This is a genomic window from Rhodoferax sp. RT5P35 (assembly GCF_056521385.1).
Genome location: NZ_JBWMAX010000010.1, coordinates 177,358 through 194,540, shown reverse-complemented (window position 1 = coordinate 194,540; position 17,183 = coordinate 177,358). Strand labels below are relative to the sequence as shown.

Sequence of the window (17,183 nt, the reverse complement as noted above, 5' to 3'; positions counted from 1 at the left end):
TGCAGTTTGAAGGCCGCATCAAACGCTCTGCGTTGTTTCTTGCCCGTTGTCATGTTCTTCAGTTTCTCAGGGGTTAATAGCCCCTATCGAGGTGTCCGAATTTATTGGACCAGGACAGATCAGGACAGAGTGCTTTTTCATCCATGCCGTTGGGTGTCCACTTGGTACGTTGCCGTCACCCTGTTGAACACACCTTGGATAAATCAGCTGTGACTTTGCCAATCAGCAGTCGGTGAACTTACCGCTCCCCCACCCGCCCCAACAACTCCCCATCCGGATACCCATCCGCAGGCAGCCCCACACTGCGCTGAAACCGGCGAATCCCCTCCCGCGTCGCAGGCCCCATCATCCCGTCCGGCGTACCGCTTGCAAAGCCACGCTCGTTCAAGGCGGTTTGCAGGGCCTGCAACTGGCTGCGGGTCAGGGCCTGCAGGTCGCGGGGCCACGGGGCTTGCACGCCGGGGCCGTTGCCCAACCGCTGCGAGAGCAGGCTGACGGCGAGGGCGTAGCTGGTGGAGTTGTTATAGCGCAAGATGGCGCGGAAGTTGGGGCCGACCAGGAAGGCGGGGCCACGGGCGCCGGCGGGGAGCAGCAGCTCGGCATCGGGCAGCGCGGGGAGTGGCGTGCCATCCATGGTTTGAACGCCCTCGGCGGCCCATTGGTCAGACGGCTGGCGCACGGTGGTGTCGGCGCGTGCCACGTCGAAGCCTGCGGGGAGCTGCACCTCGGTGCCCCAGGGCTGGTCGGCTTGCCAACCCGAGCGGGCCAGGAAGTTGGCGGTGGAGGCCATCACGTCGGCCATGCTGCCCCAGATGTCGCGCTTGCCGTCGCCATCGGCATCTACCGCGTAGGCCAGAAAGTTGGACGGCAAAAACTGGGTCTGGCCCATGGCACCGGCCCAGGAGCCGACCATGTGGGCGCGGTCGATGTCGCCGTTTTGCAGAATCTTCAAGGCCGCCATCAGCTGGCCGCGGGCCCAGTCTTCGCGCCGTCCCTCAAAGCCCAGTGTGGCCAGCGCGTCGATGGTGGGGGTGTTGCCGTAGTTGCTGCCGTAGTTGCTCTCCATGCCCCAGATGGCAGCCAGAATGGTGGCGGGCACACCATAGCGGGTGGCGGCGGCATCGGCATCGGTGCGGATCTGCAGCAGCTTGTCTTGGCCCAACCGGATGCGTTGCGGCGACACGGTGTTGTCCAGGTAGTCCCAGACGGTGCGGGTGAATTCAGGCTGCGCGCGGTCCAGCTCGACCACGCGCGGCAGGTAGCGCACGCCGTCGAACGCGGCATGCAGCGTGGCTTCGTCCATGCCTGCGTTGCGTGCGGTGGCCAGGAAGCCCTCCACCCAGCGGGCGAAACCTTGTTGGACTGCCGCCTCGCTGTTCGCGGCCTCTGCGGGCCGAGCGATGGTGGTGGACGGAGCAGGCAGTGGCAGGGCCTTCGGCGGCGCGGAGGCGCAGCCTGCCAGCACAGCACTGGCCAGCGCCAAGGGGGCCAGCCAGGAGTGGCGCAGCGGCAAAGAAATAGGTGGGTGCATGGTGGCGATTTTCGCCGACGGATCCGTCATGGCGATAACCAACCACCCTGAAACCCCGCCCGCTGCAAGCCTGCGCGGATGTACGGGCTGCTCCGCAGCAGTTGCCACACCAGTCCGGAGCGGTGGTTTTCCAGCATCAGCACCAGCAGACCCTGGTCGAGCCCGAACCGGCCTTCCGACACCCAGGGCTGGCCGGTGGGCGTGCGGACCGTGGCATTGGTGCCGCTGGCCAGTACGGCCTGTTCACCGCCCTGGCCCATCCAGTGGCGCACCGCAGGCAGCACGATCTCGGGGGCAAACACCAGCGATGCCAGGGCGGCGGGCCCGGACAGGGTGCCGTCGTTCGGGCCGTAGGGCACGCCCCGGGCGGCGTAGCCGTAGAAAGTTTGCCGCCGACCGGCCACCCGCTGCCGGGGCGTGCTTGGCCCGTCCCCGGCGGACAGGCCCCAGCAATTTTCGCCCAGGCCGGTAAAGCTGCGCGGGTTGCGGATGGCGTATTCGCGCTGGATGTAGGTGGCGCGGCGGCTGTTTTCGAAATAGTCGCTGTGCTTCTCGCGCATGAAGCGGTCGCGGATGCCCCGAAAGTCGATCCAGGCCTGCGAGAACTGGTGGATGAACAGCGGGCCCGCATACAAGAATTCGTAGCCGTACAGATGCTTCCACTCGTAGGTGCGGGTCCAAGCCTCGAAGCTGTCGGCGGTCAAGGGGTGGGTAGGCGAGCCCAGGCCCAGTACGTAGAGGATGAGGGCCTCGCTGTAGCCCTGCCAGTGGTAGCGCAAGAAGCCGCTCTCGGGCTTCCAGCCCAGCACCACGGCGGCATTCTTGCGCTGGGCCCAGCGCCAATCGACGCGGCGGTACAGGGCATCGGCCAGCGCACGCAATTCGGTCTCGTCGGCGGTGGCGGCGGTGAAATAGGCGGCGGCCGTCAGCATGCCCGCCACCAGTAAAGCACTGTCGATCAAAGACAGCTCGGACCGCCAGGCCCGGGTGCCGCTGTCCATGTGCAAAAAATGGAAGTACAGGCCATGGGCGCCGGTGGCCTCGGGTGTGCCGCTCTGGTCGCTGTGCACAAAGAAGCGCAGCGCCGCCAAGCAGCGCTGTACCGCATCGCCACGCGCCATCCAACCCCGTTCCACCGCCGCCGGATAGGCCGACAGCGCAAACCCCACAACTGCGATGCTGGCGAGCGCGCCGGGCCGCGAGGTATCGGCCACCAGGCCGGTGGCACTATGGGTGTACTGGACGAAATAGCCGAAGGCGCTGCGCTGCAGGCCGTCGAGCAGGGCCCGGTCGGCGGACACAAGTGCCTGCATCAGATCGCGCGACACCGTGCTATTTGCTGCTTGGCGGCGGCGCACATCGCGTGTTCGCAGTTCCCAAGTCAGCCCTGCGGCTTGGACCCGCCTGCAGGCTGCTCGACGTGGCCGCCAAACTCGTGCCGCATGGCGGACTGCACGCGGTTGGCAAAGTCGGCCTCGTTACGCGAGCTGAAGCGGGCGTACAGCGCGGCGCTCAACACGGGTACCGGCACGGCTTCGTCGATCGCGGCTTGGATGGTCCAACGGCCTTCGCCCGAGTCGGACACCCGGCCGTCAAAGCCGTCCAACGTGGGGTCGGCCGTGAGTGCCGTGGCGGTCAGGTCCAGCAGCCAGGAGCCGATGACGCTGCCGCGCCGCCAGACTTCGGCAATCTCGGGCAGGTCCATCGTGTACTGGTAGTGCTCGGGGTGGCGTAGCGGAGTGGTTTCGGCATCTACCACGCTGTCGCGCTGGCCCACATTGGCGTTGCGCAGGATGTTGAAGCCCTCGGCATACGCGGCCATCACGCCATATTCGATGCCGTTGTGCACCATCTTGACGAAGTGGCCCGCGCCGTGCGGCCCGCAGTGCAGGTAACCCTGGTCGGCGCTACTGGCATCCGCTCGGCGTCCCGGCGTGGGCACGGCATTGCCCGCACCGGGTGCCAGGGTGGCAAACACCGGCGACAAGTGTTGCACCGTGTCTTTTTCTCCACCGATCATCAGGCAGTAGCCACGCTCCAGCCCGGCAATGCCGCCGCTGGTGCCCACGTCCACGTAGTGCAGGCCCTGGGCCTTGAGTGAGGTAGCCCGGCGGATGTCGTCGTGGTAGTACGAGTTGCCGCCGTCGATGACGATGTCGCCCGCCGCCAGCAAAGGGGTGAGCTGCGCCAGAATGTCGTCCACCGCCGCCGCAGGCACCATCAGCCACACTGCGCGCGGCTGGGGCAAGCCATCCACCAGCTCCTGTAGCGAACCCGTGCCGGTAGCACCGAGCCCCACCATGCGCTCCACGTCTTGCGTATGCCGGTCATAGACCACGCAGTGGTGTCCACCGCGCAAAAGGCGGGTGACCATGCTGGCCCCCATCCGACCGAGTCCCACCATTCCGAGTTGCATTGCCTGGCTCCTTTGTGTATCAATATTTACAGTTTGTAAAAGCGGGTCTGGGCCAAGTCTGTGCGCTAGCGCACACGCCGCACGCACTTCACCGGCTCTTTACCGTGCCCACAGCCGCGCAAAGCTAGCCATGGATGCCAGGCCCGCAAACATGGCACCCAGCCCCAGTGCCCAGGTGGGGCCGTCCAGGCTGCCCGCCAAACCAAAGCACAGGGCGACCAGGGCCGCGCCGGTGGTCTGGCCAATCAAGCGGGCCATACCGATCACGCCGCTCGCACCGCCGCTGCGCTCGGGCGGGGCGCTGGACATCAACGCCTTGAGATTCGGCGACTGGAAGAAGCCAAAGCCCGCACCACACAGCGCCATGCGCAGCACGATGTCCAGCGTTTGCGGCTCGGCGGGCAGCAGCGCCAGCGACACCATGCCCAGGCTCAAAAACGCCAGCCCTACACCGCCCAGCAGGCCCGGCGGATGGCGGTCGGACATGCGCCCGGCAATGGGTGCGGCCAGCGCCACTATCAGCGCCCACGACACCATCAAAAAGCCGGTGCTGATGGGGTCGCGGTGCAGCACCTCTTCAAAGTAAAACGGCAGCGACACAAAGGCCAGGCCCTGCGCCGCAAAGGCCGCCATGGCGGTGGCGGTGGACAGCGCAAACATCGGGCGGCCCAGCAGGTCCAGCGGCAGCATGGGTGCCGGGTGCCCGGCCTGGCGGCGCAGCAGCAGCGCACCCGCTACCAATGTGACTGCCAGGGGCGTGGCGACCAGCGGCCAGGCCTCGCGCTGCGCAGCCGAGCCCAGCGCCAGGATCAGCGCGGCAAAGGTGATGGCTGTCAGCAACGCGGCCACCCGGTCAAAGCCGTGGCCACGCGGGGCACTGCGTGGCAGCGTGGGCACCGCAAAGGCCAGCGCCATCAAACCCAGCGGCACGTTGATGGCAAACAGCCAGGGCCAGGAGGCCACCGACAGCACCAGCGATGCCACCGCCGGGCCGATGGTGAAGCCCACGCCCACCACCAGCGCATTCAGCCCCACGCCCCGGCCCAGCCGCTCGGGTGGATACAACTGGCGGATCAGCGCGATGTTGACGCTCATCAGCGCGCCCGCACCAATGCCTTGCAGCGCCCGGGCCACCGCCAACTGGGGCAAGCTGCTAGCCAAGGTACACAGCAGCGATGCCACGGTAAAACCCGCCAACCCGCCGATGAAGATGCGCCGGGGCCCCACCAGATCGCCCAGCGCGGCAAACGGCAACATGGTGGCCACCACGGCCAACTGGTAGGCGTTGATGATCCAGATGGAAGTGGCCGCGGGTGCGTGCAGGTCGGTGGCAATGGCAGGCAGCGCGGTGTTGGCAATGGCCGTGTCCAGCGCCCCCAGCGACACCCCCAACATGATGGCCGCCAGGGCCAGCCATTCGCGGGTGTGGAAACCGGTGTCTGCGTGGGTGGAAGGCGGGGTGAGAGAGGCAGCGGTAGTCATGTCGGGCATGCAAAAAATGTAGCCGCTCTGGCACATTCTTGCAGCGCCGGGGTTAATGCTGCGTTTTCATGTACTTATAAATAAAACAGGGCTCTGGCGCATGTGCAATCTACGTAATTAGCTATTAAAACAGTAGCATTTGCAAGGTCCCGTTGCCCTATCTTTACCAGTCATTTATATAGAAAATCCCATATGCCAAATTTGATTTACCTGCAGATAAAAAATATTTGCTGGAATATCCTGTGTGTGGAAACTAAATTGCAAGCAGTTTGTCTTTAAAATCGCGCCTCCATGATTGCCCGCACCGACCTCCAAAACCGCCTCCGCCAGCTCCTGCAAACCTTCCGCGCCGTTGAATTGGTGGGGCCCCGGCAGGTAGGCAAAACCACGCTGGCACGCGACTTCGTGGCCACCGACTCGCCCAACTACTTCGACCTGGAGAACTCCGCCGCACGCCGCCGCCTGGCCGAGCCCATGGCCGCGCTGGCCCCGTTGAACGGCCTGGTGGTGATTGACGAGGTGCAGCACATGCCCGCGCTGTGCGAGGTGCTGCGCGTGCTGATCGACCGGCCCACACACATCCAGCGCAAGGGCCAGTACCTGCTGCTGGGCAGCGCCACGCCCCGGGCCATGCACAAAAGCGAGTCGCTGCTGGGCCGGGCGGTAACGCTGGAGGTCACCGGCTTCAACCTGAACGAGGTGGGCGCCAATGCCGAAACCGTGCACCGCCTATGGCTACGCGGTGGCTTCCCCGAGGCCTATCTGGAGCCTGACGATGCCGTCAGCGCCCACTGGCGCGACGCGGCCATGCAGCGGTTTTTGTACAGCGACCTGCCGCAGCTGGGCATGAACGTGCCCGCACCGACCATGCTGCGCTTCTGGCAGATGGCCGCCCAGACCCATGGCCAGACCTGGAACGCCGCCCCGCTGGCGCGTTCGCTAGGCACCAGCGAAACCACAGTGCGCCGCTACCTGGACCACCTGACGCAAACCTTCATGGTGCGCCAGCTGCCGCCGTGGTTCGAAAACCTGGGCAAGCGCCAGGTGAAAGCCCCCAAGCTGTACCTGCGCGACTCCGGCCTGCTGCATGCGCTGCTGGGCGTGCAGACCCTGCCACAGTTGCTGGCACACCCGCTGTGCGGCGCCAGTTGGACCGGCTTTGCGCTGGAGCAGGTGCTGCGCATTGCCAAGCCCGACAGCGCCTGGACCTGGTCCACCCACGCCGGTGCCCGGCTGGATCTGCTGATGCTCAAGGGGACACAGCGCATTGGCGTGGAATTCCAGCGCGCCGACGCGCCCAAGGTCACGCAATCGATGCGCATTGCCCAGCGCGACCTGAAGCTGGACGCGCTGTACGTGGTGTACCCCGGCGCACACCGGTTTGCGCTGAGCGACGGCGTGCAGGCCGTGCCTTTGTGGGCCCTGTTGCCAAAGGACATGCCTGGAGAGCTGCCTTGACCCGTTTAGCCGTGATCGACTTCGAAACCACCGGCATCTCCCCCGGCCAGGGCGACCGTGCCACCGAGGTGGCCATCGTGCTGGTCGACAACGGCCAGGTGGTCGACCGCTTCCAGAGCCTGATGAACGCCGGGGTGCGCATCCCCAGTTTCATCACCCAGCTCACCGGCATCAGCAACACCATGCTGGCCAACGCGCCCAGTGCCGCCCAGGCGATGGCCGAGGCCAGCCGCTTTGTGGGCAAGCTGCCGCTGGTGGCGCACAACGCCGCGTTCGACCGCAAGTTCTGGCAGGCCGAGCTGGCCCGCATCGATGACCCGGCTGACCAGCCATTCGTCTGCACCCTGCTGCTGTCGCGCCGCCTGTACCCGCAGGCACCGAACCACAAACTCGGCACCTTGGTGGACTACCACCGCCTGCCACGTACCGGCCAGGCCCACCGGGCGCTGGCCGATGCCGAAATGGCCGCCCACCTGCTGCGCCAGATCCAGCACGACCTGCGCCAGTGCTGGGGCGTGGCCGCGCCGCACAGCCAGATGCTGATCGCGGTGCAACGCTGCGCCAAGGCGGCGGTAGGCAAACTACTGGCGCAGCACCAGCGCCGCTAGTTTTAGGCATCGAATAGGGCACCAGCATTTATCCCACATGCGTTAGGCGCTTTTATTTAGATAGCAGTGACGCCTTGTACCCGCAGTGGCGTTGTCGGCTTATACGCTGGGCTCCAGGCGCAATGGGTTCAGCCAGTCGTTGACCAGGTCGGTCACATGGTCGCGATGGAACCAGCTTGTCGCGCGCAAGGCTGGCTTTCTGAGCTGCCTGTGCGGCAGTGAACGACTTTTTCGAAGCCATCAAAGGCGGCATGAATTTCTGAGCTGCCTGTGCGGCAGTGAACGGCGTACTGGGGCATGCGCTCCAGCACTAGACTTTCTGAGCTGCCTGTGCGGCAGTGAACTGTGCGCATCTTCTATGCGCATAGCTTTCTCTTTTCTGAGCTGCCTGTGCGGCAGTGAACTAGACCATACAACAGCTAAGTCATTGAATCACAAACAAAAAACAGCGAAACCTCAAAAAAACCTTATTTTTAACCAAACCCATAAGCCATTGTTTTTAAACAACTTTTCATAACCGCTAAAAATAAGGACAAAAGAGGGTCAAAACCAGGGGATGGTGGCGGTTGCGCTTAAACCATAGGCACCGAATGTGCCTGCTGCGGCATTCTCTTGCAGTGGGCCATGTCGAATAAACAACCTGAACGGCTGGGCAGTGCTGTGGCTGCGTAGGTGCAGATAGGGCAAATCCAGCCGCTCGGCCGCAGCGTCTGGCATGCGGGCCAGGGCCTGTGCGGCGTCGATGCCGTGACGGCGCATCTGGCGGCGGCGCAAGCGGTCGGGGTTGCTCTTGGCTTGCACGCGGCTGACCGTGCGATAAGCCACTTTGGGCGGAGCCGCCAGCACGGATGTAGCGCGTACGTGGTCACGCATGCCAGCCAGCCAGGGGGCGGCCATGAATGCCGTGAGATCGGCGTGGCTTCCGTGCAAACGCAGGCAGTCGCCCAGCCACTGGCGCTCGGCCTGCACGGACGGAAAGCTGATGCCGATGCGTTCGCTGCGCTGAGTCACCAACGCCAGGTGCAGCTTGCCGAACAGGGCAGCCATCAGGTGCGACAGGGCCGACTCGGGGTCGGGCAGCAAGGTCAGGTCAACGTAGTGGTCCATGGCCTTTAGTCCTTGCCGGAATCGCCAAACACACCACCACGGACTAGGTTGGCAATGACGTAGTGCTGCTGCGCGGCATCGGGCACTTGGTCTTTGAGCACCCAGGCGTCGAACAGGGAATAGAAATCCATCTTCGCTTTGGGCTGGCGGTAGGCCTTGCCTTGCGAGGTAACGGAGCCGTAGGGTTCCACCGCGATGGGGCCCTGGTCTGCGGCTTCGGGGTACCAGGTGTCTATGGTGCGCAGGGCGTTTCCCAGCTTTTGCGAGTGCATGGCCGCCACCTTGTTGACGGTGTACAGGGTTTTGCTTTTACCGGCTTTGTCTTTGTCCAAGATCAGCTCTTGGGACGGAAAAACCTCTTGCCCCGCACCCACGCGCAGGTAGGCGGTGACTTGCAGCAGTACGTGGCGTGAACCCGTAAGCCCTTGCTCCAGCAAGGCCGCCAGTTGCGTCAGATCGACAGAGCTGGCGTTGAAGTCGCGCAGCGAATGGCCCAGGGCATCAAAAATCCAGCTCTGTGCGGCTTGCCCTTGCACCCATTGCGCCACGTGCACTTCAATCTGTTCTGCGCCCAAGCGGTTGCGCCACAGAAAGCGGCCATTGGCTAGGTTGTGCGCGTAGCGGCGGGCCAGTTCGCCAAAACCTTGCGACTGGGTGTAGGTATGCACGGTGGCCAGCAGCTTGGCCTGGTAGTCGGCACTGTTGCAGGCCGACGGTATGCCCGTACCACCCAGCACCCGCAGCGTAAAGCTGACTTTGAGGGTGTCTGCATCGGCGGGCAGGGTGGCCACATCGACGGTTTGGAGGTTAGGGTTTTCAATGGCGGCATCCAGCTTGGCCGGGTCTTGGTCCTTGGTTTTAAGGCGGTTGGAAATAGTGCCGCGTACCGATTTAGGTCGCACTTCGATGCCTGACCATTGCAGGCTGGCGCTGCGATCAGCCCAGTTGCCTGCCGCAAACAGTGCGTCAGAGGGGTCCAGCTTGCGCTCAAACGCGAGGACAGAGGCGGTCTTAAGGGTGGTAGTGGTTGCCATGGGTTTGCTCCTAGAAATCAGTCGATGAAGGTGACGGGGGTGTAGGTGTCTGTTGCGGGGGCCTGATACGCATTGGTGCAGCGGTACAGCCCGGTGGCTGGCGTGTGCTCGGGCCGCCAGGTGAGTTGCGCTAGGTCGTTCAAGCAGTGGGGGCTGACCCATTGGCCGATGGAGTACACGCCCTCCACAAACCGAAAGGGTGTGTGGGAGTCGCGTGCACCGGAAACGGTGCCGGGTGGGTGCAGGTCAGACAACGCGGCGTAGCCCACGGGAATAGGCACCAGCCAGCCGGGGCGCGGGTCGGTGGCCCATTCCACGGATTCCGTGGATGCGTCGCCCGTTGCGTTCCATACGGTGGTGGTACGCGCCCGGTAGTTGATGCGTGCCAGATCCAGCCACGCGTCCAGCAAACTAGGCTGTGGCTCCATATTTGATGTATTGGCACGCATGGATTCCAGTCGGCAGTGCAGCAGGTCGTCACGCGACACCAGCGTAAAGCCGGGCAGCCATTGGCGACTCAGCCGCTTGAACTGCTGGGCGCGCAGGTCGGGCGCTTCGGCCAGCAGCACCAGCTGGGGGTGCGGTGGCCGCCGCAGCCTACCGGCTACCGGCGGCATGACGCTGCCCCCGGCGATGCGCATGCCTGCCACGCATTCGGCGATCTGCGCTGCGCAGGCGGCACGCGCGGTGTCGTCAAGCAGGGCAGAATTGAGCTGCACCTCCAACACCACAGTGATGTCAAGGTGCACCCGGCCTTCTTCCACGATGGCCGCTGTGGAGCCGTCTTGCAGCACCGGGTTGCGCGTGAGGCAAAAGCTGCGGGTGTAGCCCCCGGTGGTGACCTGCGCCTCAAAGCCATGGCAGACCACGCCCACGCTTTGAAAGCATATGCCTGCGTCTGCCCCCAAGCGCCGCGCCAGCGCGGCCATGAGCCCGGTAAACGCGGTGATAGACGGAAAACCCCAGGTCAGCGGGCTGGAGATGGCGTTGGCGTTTTGCACGCGCAAGCGTGGCAGCACCAGTACGGCGGCGTGCGGGGTGGATTCATCCGGTAGTTCACTCAACATAATTGCCCTCTCGTTCTTCGGCTTTGATCTGGGCGTACATGGCCTTGCGCCAATCTAAAAACTCCGGGTCGCCAATGGGCAGCGGGTCGCGCAGCTGGGCGTTGAGCCAGTTGGCAAACGCGGCGCTGATGCGTTCTGGAATGTCGGTGGGGGGCGCACGGTCCAGCTCGGCATCGGTGGCGGCTACGCCCTCGGGGTCTAGCCAGCGGGCTTCGGCATCGCCCAGTTGGCAGGCCGCTGTTTGGCTCCAGCCGGGCTCGAGGCTGCGCAGCTCGGCGCTGAACTGCAAAAACGCGTCGATCAATAGCTCCACCCAGGCCGTCCTCTTCGCGCGGGTTTCCATCGTGGGGTTCGGGTCGGTTTTTAAAAACTCCAGCAGGTCTTTGACGCTTTTGCGCACTTCGGAGCGGCGGCTGTAGCGGTGGAACATCGAATCCGTGCCCAGCAGCGGCTGCAGGTCCACCGCGCGCCACACGGGCGGCAGGGAGGCCAGCAGGCTGTTGTTTCCCCGGCGTTTGCTGTTGAGATGGCTGACGTTCTGTGTATTTGACCCGCCCAATTGCTGCAACGCCAGTTGCGGGTACTCGCGCACCGGGCGCTCGCTGAACGTGTTGGCTTTTTTGGCTTCGCGGGCGGCTTTAGCGGAATCGCTAAAACGGTCGTCTTGCAGGGTTTCAAACACGCGGTGAGCCAGCGAACTAGCGTACAGCGGGGCCAGCAGATGGAAGCCCACGTCGTCCAGTGGGTCGTCGCCCGTCTGCCAATAAAGCTGTTTGGCCAGGGTGTGCGAGGCCACGCGCCCACGTGGGGCTACCAGCGCGGCGAAGGCTTGCATCCACGCCTGTGCCTGGGCGGGGTCATCGCTCAGGGCGGCGGCCAGGCCGGCATCTTCTGCCACGCATAGCTCCAACAGGCTGCGGCCTGCATGGGGCAGCTTTAGAAATTTGTACACATCCAGCGCAGCGGCATTGCCCACCACGTCCGCGGCAAAACTGTCGCCTAGGCAATGGCTGCCCACCACGTCCAATGCGGGCAGCTTGCTGGGCGGGCAGTAGAGATTCGTGCCTTTGGCATCGGGGTGTACGGGCTTGAGCGAGTGCGTCACCGCCTGGATTTGCCCGGCACGCCGGGCGGCATCTTCCAGCCATACGGCGGGGGTGAATTGCTGGCGCAGCTTTTCTTTTTGCGCCACTGCCGCCGTGGGGTCGTCGGCATCGTCTTTTACCGCATCGCACTTGTCGGTGCAGCGCGCTTGCAGAAACGCCATGATGGTGGCCCGCTCGGCCACCCCTTTTTTCGGTTCGTCCAGTGCCATCCAGTCCCCTTTCGGTTGTTTAAAACATTGACAGGTCGCGTTACAAATTCAGTCTAGTCCAGTTAGCTATGTCTTGTAAAATTTTTATCAAAACTCAGAATCCACAACGGAGCAAGGCCGGTAAATAAATGCTCTTAAATTAAGAGCTTGTTGCGCAGGTGGAATATGCGCTAGAGGCCACTTTTCTATAAATTACTGCCGCACAGGCAGCTCAGAAAAGTTAGCTACGGCTTGTCTTGCCCATCTACTGCCGTACAGGCAGCGAGGCCGACCTTGCGTCGGCCTCTTTTTTCAACTCTTCGCCTTCGTAAACCCCAGCGCCGGATGAAAACGCCAGCCGTTGGCGTGGGTGGGTAAGCGCACTGTGCCGTAACGTTCGGCGCAGTAGCTCAGCGGCAGGCCGAGTTCGGTGGCCAGGGCGGTCAGGGCCTCCATATAGTCGGTGTGGCCCCAGGCGCTGATGCGCTCGCCTTGCACCAGGGCATCGGAGATACGGTGGTTTTGGGAGGCATCTACCTCGATAAAGACGGTTTCCCCTCGGCGACCGCCTTTCTTTTCCATCAGCTGGACCAGCACGTAGTCCTCGCCCTCAGCATCGGGGCGCAGCTCCAAGTCGACACGCTTGAGGGTATCGAAGCGAAACGGTTGTTGCTGTGGCAGCACGGCGGTGAGCAGGGCATCCGCCGGGGCCAAGTGCCACCAGCTGGCGGCATTCAAAGAGGGACTGACACCAATGGGTACGGGCTGCATGGTGGCCTGCATGCGGGCGTGCTCCAGGTCTACCAGCCGCCCACGGGGCTGCAAGCCGCTGCGGGCCAGGATGCGGGGCCGGGCATAGACCACATCGAGCTCTGTGGCATCCAACAGCGCGTCCAGGCCGTGGGATTGCAGGGGGAACTGCTCCGTCTCAAAACCGGGTTTGCAAAAAGCAGGTTGGTTGGGGTTGCGGAAATGGCGCAGATTGGTGTCAAACACCCGGATGTTGGGCGTACTGCATACGCCTTCGCGGTGCCTGCGCACCCGGCCCGCCAGTTGGATTAGGGATCGCATGGACGACGGTTCCACCACGGCCCAGTCGTAGTCGTGGTCGCGCCCCACTTCGGTTATGGGGGAGCCGAGCACGATGAATAGATGGTCGGCTTCCGTGTGCGCGTCCAGGCGCAGGCGCACGTCGGGCAGGGTGAACACGGTATCGGGCTGGCGGCGGTTGAGCGATTGGTCTAGTTGCTGCTCGATGGCCGACCGTATCAGCAGCGGAAATTGCGAGTGGTAGCAGCACAGGTGGACGCGCACGTCGGCTGGCCAAGGCATGCGGTACAGCTCCAGCGCCACGTCCACCAGCGGCTCGATATTGGCCATACGAACCAAGCCAAAACTGACCTGCTTGCCACTGCGGGTGTCTACGTTGTGGTGCTTGTGGTGTAGCCCGGTGGTGTGGCGAATGACTTCTTGGGCAAACAAAGTGGGCAGCAAGTCGCGGTGTTTATTTACCAACGCTCCTAATGGCACCAGCACTGCCCGGCGGCGCACTTCGGCCTGTCCCAGGCGCTGTGCCCGGCGTGTGGCAAAGGCGGTGTGTGCCTGCAAAAAGCTGGAGCCCTCGGCGCAGTCGGTTTGCTGCACATCGAATTCATCTATCCAGGCGCAGCAGATACCGGTGCCCGTAGCCGCTGCGCCCCGGTTGCGCTGGTAGTGTTGGCGGCCATTGCGGTAGGCCTCGAACAGGCCATGTACCAAAGCGGGCGGCAAGGTGGCCGACGACAGCAGCACCCGTGCGCCCAGCAGCCCGGCCCAGTGGACCAGGCGGGTGAGTGCGGGCAGGTCGTCGATGTCGAAGTCATCGGGTTCGTCCAGCACCAGGTCGCCGCTCATCAGGCGCAGCATGGGGGCAATCTGGCGACCACCGCGCTGGCTTTCGGTGGCGGGGGTCAGGTGGTCGATGGTGCAGACCAGCACAGGGGCGGCCAGCAGCGCTTTGACCGCCGGGTCGTGCATCACCCGTTGTAACAGGGGGTGGGCATCGGGGTTGCCTTCAAACAGCACATGGCCGTCTTCCTCCAACAGCGACTGGCGCGAGGCGGAGCCGGTTTTTTCGGCTTCGCGCTCAAAGTGCTCAAACAGGGTGCGGCTGGCGCTGCCGCCTACACGGATAGCTAGCTCGTCGTCGCCTAGACCCAACAGGTCGCGAAATGCCCTGCCCGTTTGTAATGTCAGGGTGCGCAGACCCATAGCAAAGGCGCAGCGCATGCCGTGGCTGGGGTCGGCTAGCGCGTACATGGTGCGGGCATTGGCCAGGGTTTTACCGCAGCCAGTGGAGGCCATATTGACGATAAAAGCGCCTTGCACCTGCGCCCGTTCGCGCAGGGCCTGGGCCATGTCGGTAGCTTTGTCTTGCCAGCGGTAGCGGACATCCTGGGCGCGTTTTTTCAGTACCCGGTGGCGGGCCAGGCGGGGCAAGCTCAATTCAAACCGTGGCAGGGCATGGGTCACTTCGCCGCTGTGCTGGGCTACACCCAACAAATGCTCGTCGAGTGTTTGGTTCAGCTGGCTAGTTGCACCCTGGGTATTGGCATACAGGGGGTAGTCTTTTTGGCCGGGAATGCGTCCCTCTGCGGGCCTGCCTTTATCGTCTACGCCGAGGCTGGAGTAGTGGTGGTCGGCCAGCATCAGGCACAGGCGAGAAACGTGCATTACATACGGGTTGGCCAGCCAGCCACCCTTGCCAGGGGCTTGCACCAAAGTCTGCAAGCGCACGGCTAAACGCGCTGCACGTTTGCGCCATAGCTCGGTAGTGACTGGCAGGCCGTGCGGAAAGGTCCAGTACAGCGGCAAAAGGGCCGCATCACCCGCGTCAGTGCGCTCGTTCCAACCTGCGTCGATGCAGTGCAACACATCTTTGAGCGCTTGCGCCGTCACCCAACCGACTTTGCCGCCCAAGAACGTGGCTGAATCGGCATCTTTTGCGGGGGCCACGGGTAAGCGGTGGTGCGTGAGCACCACCCAGCCCAGGGCATGTGCCAGCGGTGCCTGGGCTAGTTGCGCAAAGGGGGGCTGGGTGGATGGGTCTTGTCCATCCTGCTGCAATCGGCCTAGCCAAGTGGCGTTGTCTTGCTCTGTGGGGTTAGCCAGACGGGCCAGCCAGGTGGCATCGTCGTCAGTCCCTACAAAGGCCTCGAACAAGCGCAGCGACACCCACTCGTGGCGGTATTGGTTGCGCTCTTGCAGTTGTCCCCGCAGGCGCATTTGGAATGCCTGGCTGGCTTTGCCCAGGTCGTGCAGCAGGGCGGCCATTGCGGTGAGCAAATGGATGTCTTGGCCGGTGTGCCAATCGTTCTCGTCACGTTGCCGCAAGATGTTGCGCTGGGTGGTGTTGGTGGGCACCGCGCCCTGGTCGTTGAATTGGCTGGCATCGCCCACCAGCCACACCAGCTCGCTGTGGTCTTGCCCGCGAATCCAGTGGCAGGCCACGGCGGTGTTGCGACGGGCGGTTTTCTTGAGCAGCACGCGCAGGGTGTCCAGGCCTTGCTGGGTGATGGGGGTTTGCCAGGTGCGGTCGCCACGCCGCTCGGCGAACTGGTCGAGGATGCGGCGGGTTTCGGTGAGGGCGCGCTTGCTGCACTGGGAGATCAGCAGGACGTTCACAGGGCTTGCCTTCCCACCGTCATGGCGACTTCTTTCAACGTGTCGATCATGAAGTCCAGCGCTTCGGTGCGGGTCAGTTTGTCGATGCAGGCGCGGCGAAAGGCTTGTTCATCGTCGCCGCGCATGGCCGAGATAAAGGCCTGCGGCAGGATCACCGCGTCTTTGACCAGGTCCGCCACATCAAACACCAGGCCGCCGCGCCGGGTTTTGCCATGCAACACGGCCAGGCCATGGGGCAGACCTAGCACCCAGGTGGCGCTGGCCGCCAGACCGTAGGCGAGGTAGTTGCCGTGGTCCAGAAAGCGGTTGGCCGGGTCGGCCCCGCTGCCGCGTTTGCCGCGCACGAAGTCGCCGTAGTTCACCGCGCGGGCGGCGAACTTGTAGAGCTGCTTGGTCAGGCGGGCTTCATCGGTGAGCAAAATGGTTTGGTCTACCGCATGGTCTATGGCCTGCAGCGCCTCAGTCAAGGCGGCTTCCAGCACCTGCGCATCACCGCCAAAGCCCTCGTCTCGCAGCGGGCGGCTGTGCAGCCAGTGTTCGCGTACCCGGGCAATGCGGGCACGCTGGAAGGACTTCGCCGCCTCCAACCGCAGGGCATCGGTGAACCAAAACTTGACCCATTGCTGCAGGTATTCGGTAGGGCGGTATTCGCTTTGCGGCGAAAACCAGGCCATTTCGATATCCACCTCGTTCGCGCTGAACAGCGGCGTACCGCCCCCGCCGCAGAATCCGACCAACACCCCCGCCTTGGCCAGTTCGCGCATCGCCGCCTGGGTGACCGAAGTGCCGGTGCCCAGCATTACCGTGACGGTGTTGGCGATGGGGATGTTCCAGTACAGCGAGCGCTTGCCTTCGTCGGTCACGTATTCCACCCGGCCGCCGTTGACCAACACGCGGCAGTGCTCCAGGTAGTAGATGTTGGCGCGCTTGGAGTGCAGTATGGATTTCAGGTCGCTGGGGCTGATGTCATCCGTCGGCATGTTGGCCTTGTGCTGTTGTGGGTAGCACCAGTATCAGGGCAAGTTTATGGACGCAAGATGCCCTCGCTATTTCGGGTCGGTGTGCGTCCACGCATTCCCTTAAGCCCGCACTCAAGGATGCATACACCCCGTATCCACCACCCGCCGCAGGATGGTGTGGGGCGCGACGGCGTTCCAGCTCATGGGGCCGTGTTCGGAATGCACCATCCGGCCTTGGCCCATGGGTTCGGCGTGCTCGGACGCGTAGATACGGCGCACGCGGCGGGCGGCGCAATCGATTTCGATCTGGTCCTTGGACGATGCATACGGCCCGCCCGCGCCCGCCTGGGGCGTAGCGTAGTCGCGCAGCATCCAGACCATCACGTTGGAACCGACCTTGGGGGGGATGGCCGAGTCGATGTAGAACACCGCAGTCTCGCTGGATGAGATGCGCACCCAGTCGGCCAGCGCCGGGCCGCAGGCCAAGGCCCACAGCAGGGGCAGCAGCACAGCTTTGTTCATGGTGTGGATTGTGGTCAAGCTGCGGGCGGGGATGTTGCGGCA

General features: G+C 63.8%; 13 protein-coding genes. 2 read left to right on the top strand and 11 right to left on the bottom strand.

Going from position 1 to position 17,183, the window contains the following annotated elements; all coding sequences use genetic code 11:
* Positions 1 to 238: 238 nt before the first annotated feature.
* The 4 genes from AC097L_RS17105 to AC097L_RS17090 form a co-directional block, all read right to left on the bottom strand.
* On the bottom strand, positions 239 to 1,531 hold the full coding sequence (locus AC097L_RS17105; RefSeq protein WP_479587739.1) for a lytic murein transglycosylase: 1,293 nt from the start codon (positions 1,529 to 1,531) through the stop codon (positions 239 to 241).
* Positions 1,532 to 1,557: 26 nt separating this feature from the next.
* Complete coding sequence (locus AC097L_RS17100; protein ID WP_479587738.1) at positions 1,558 to 2,889, bottom strand: glucoamylase family protein; 1,332 nt, start codon at positions 2,887 to 2,889, stop codon at positions 1,558 to 1,560.
* A gap of 23 nt (positions 2,890 to 2,912) precedes the next feature.
* The gene (gene gnd, locus AC097L_RS17095; RefSeq protein ID WP_479587737.1) at positions 2,913 to 3,947 is read right to left on the bottom strand and encodes a phosphogluconate dehydrogenase (NAD(+)-dependent, decarboxylating); all 1,035 of its coding nucleotides are present in this window, start codon (positions 3,945 to 3,947) and stop codon (positions 2,913 to 2,915) included.
* A gap of 99 nt (positions 3,948 to 4,046) precedes the next feature.
* Positions 4,047 to 5,438 (bottom strand): MFS transporter, encoded by a 1,392-nt coding sequence (locus AC097L_RS17090; protein ID WP_479587736.1) that lies wholly within the window; start codon positions 5,436 to 5,438, stop codon positions 4,047 to 4,049.
* Between the two features lie 282 nt (positions 5,439 to 5,720).
* On the opposite strand from AC097L_RS17090, the gene AC097L_RS17085 reads away from it, so the two are divergent.
* Together AC097L_RS17085 and AC097L_RS17080 are read left to right on the top strand one after the other, a co-directional pair.
* Positions 5,721 to 6,887 (top strand): ATP-binding protein, encoded by a 1,167-nt coding sequence (locus tag AC097L_RS17085; protein WP_479587735.1) that lies wholly within the window; start codon positions 5,721 to 5,723, stop codon positions 6,885 to 6,887.
* Positions 6,884 to 7,495: a 3'-5' exonuclease gene (locus tag AC097L_RS17080; RefSeq protein ID WP_479587734.1), complete on the top strand. Its 612-nt coding sequence runs from the start codon at positions 6,884 to 6,886 to the stop codon at positions 7,493 to 7,495. The genes AC097L_RS17085 and AC097L_RS17080 overlap by 4 nt, the downstream gene beginning before the upstream one ends.
* Positions 7,496 to 8,038: 543 nt before the next feature.
* Here the strand turns inward: AC097L_RS17080 and cas6f are convergent.
* The 7 genes from cas6f to AC097L_RS17045 all read right to left on the bottom strand — a co-directional run bounded on the left by cas6f (position 8,039) and on the right by AC097L_RS17045 (position 17,141).
* Positions 8,039 to 8,602 carry a type I-F CRISPR-associated endoribonuclease Cas6/Csy4 gene (gene cas6f / locus AC097L_RS17075; RefSeq protein WP_479587733.1) on the bottom strand — a complete coding sequence of 188 codons (564 nt, stop codon included), beginning with the start codon at positions 8,600 to 8,602 and terminating at the stop codon, positions 8,039 to 8,041.
* Positions 8,603 to 8,607: 5 nt separating this feature from the next.
* Positions 8,608 to 9,636 carry a type I-F CRISPR-associated protein Csy3 gene (gene csy3 / locus AC097L_RS17070; protein WP_479587732.1) on the bottom strand — a complete coding sequence of 343 codons (1,029 nt, stop codon included), beginning with the start codon at positions 9,634 to 9,636 and terminating at the stop codon, positions 8,608 to 8,610.
* Positions 9,637 to 9,653: 17 nt separating this feature from the next.
* On the bottom strand, positions 9,654 to 10,703 hold the full coding sequence (csy2, locus tag AC097L_RS17065; protein ID WP_479587731.1) for a type I-F CRISPR-associated protein Csy2: 1,050 nt from the start codon (positions 10,701 to 10,703) through the stop codon (positions 9,654 to 9,656).
* Positions 10,693 to 12,018, bottom strand: coding sequence for a type I-F CRISPR-associated protein Csy1 (gene csy1, locus AC097L_RS17060; protein WP_479587730.1), 1,326 nt, complete (start codon positions 12,016 to 12,018; stop codon positions 10,693 to 10,695). The genes csy2 and csy1 overlap by 11 nt, the downstream gene beginning before the upstream one ends.
* Before the next feature lie 291 nt (positions 12,019 to 12,309).
* On the bottom strand, positions 12,310 to 15,660 hold the full coding sequence (cas3f, locus tag AC097L_RS17055; protein WP_479587729.1) for a type I-F CRISPR-associated helicase Cas3f: 3,351 nt from the start codon (positions 15,658 to 15,660) through the stop codon (positions 12,310 to 12,312).
* Positions 15,657 to 16,640, bottom strand: coding sequence for a type I-F CRISPR-associated endonuclease Cas1f (gene cas1f, locus AC097L_RS17050; RefSeq protein ID WP_479587728.1), 984 nt, complete (start codon positions 16,638 to 16,640; stop codon positions 15,657 to 15,659). The genes cas3f and cas1f overlap by 4 nt, the downstream gene beginning before the upstream one ends.
* Positions 16,641 to 16,751: 111 nt before the next feature.
* Complete coding sequence (locus AC097L_RS17045) at positions 16,752 to 17,141, bottom strand: surface-adhesin E family protein (RefSeq protein ID WP_479587727.1); 390 nt, start codon at positions 17,139 to 17,141, stop codon at positions 16,752 to 16,754.
* Positions 17,142 to 17,183 lie beyond the last annotated feature (42 nt).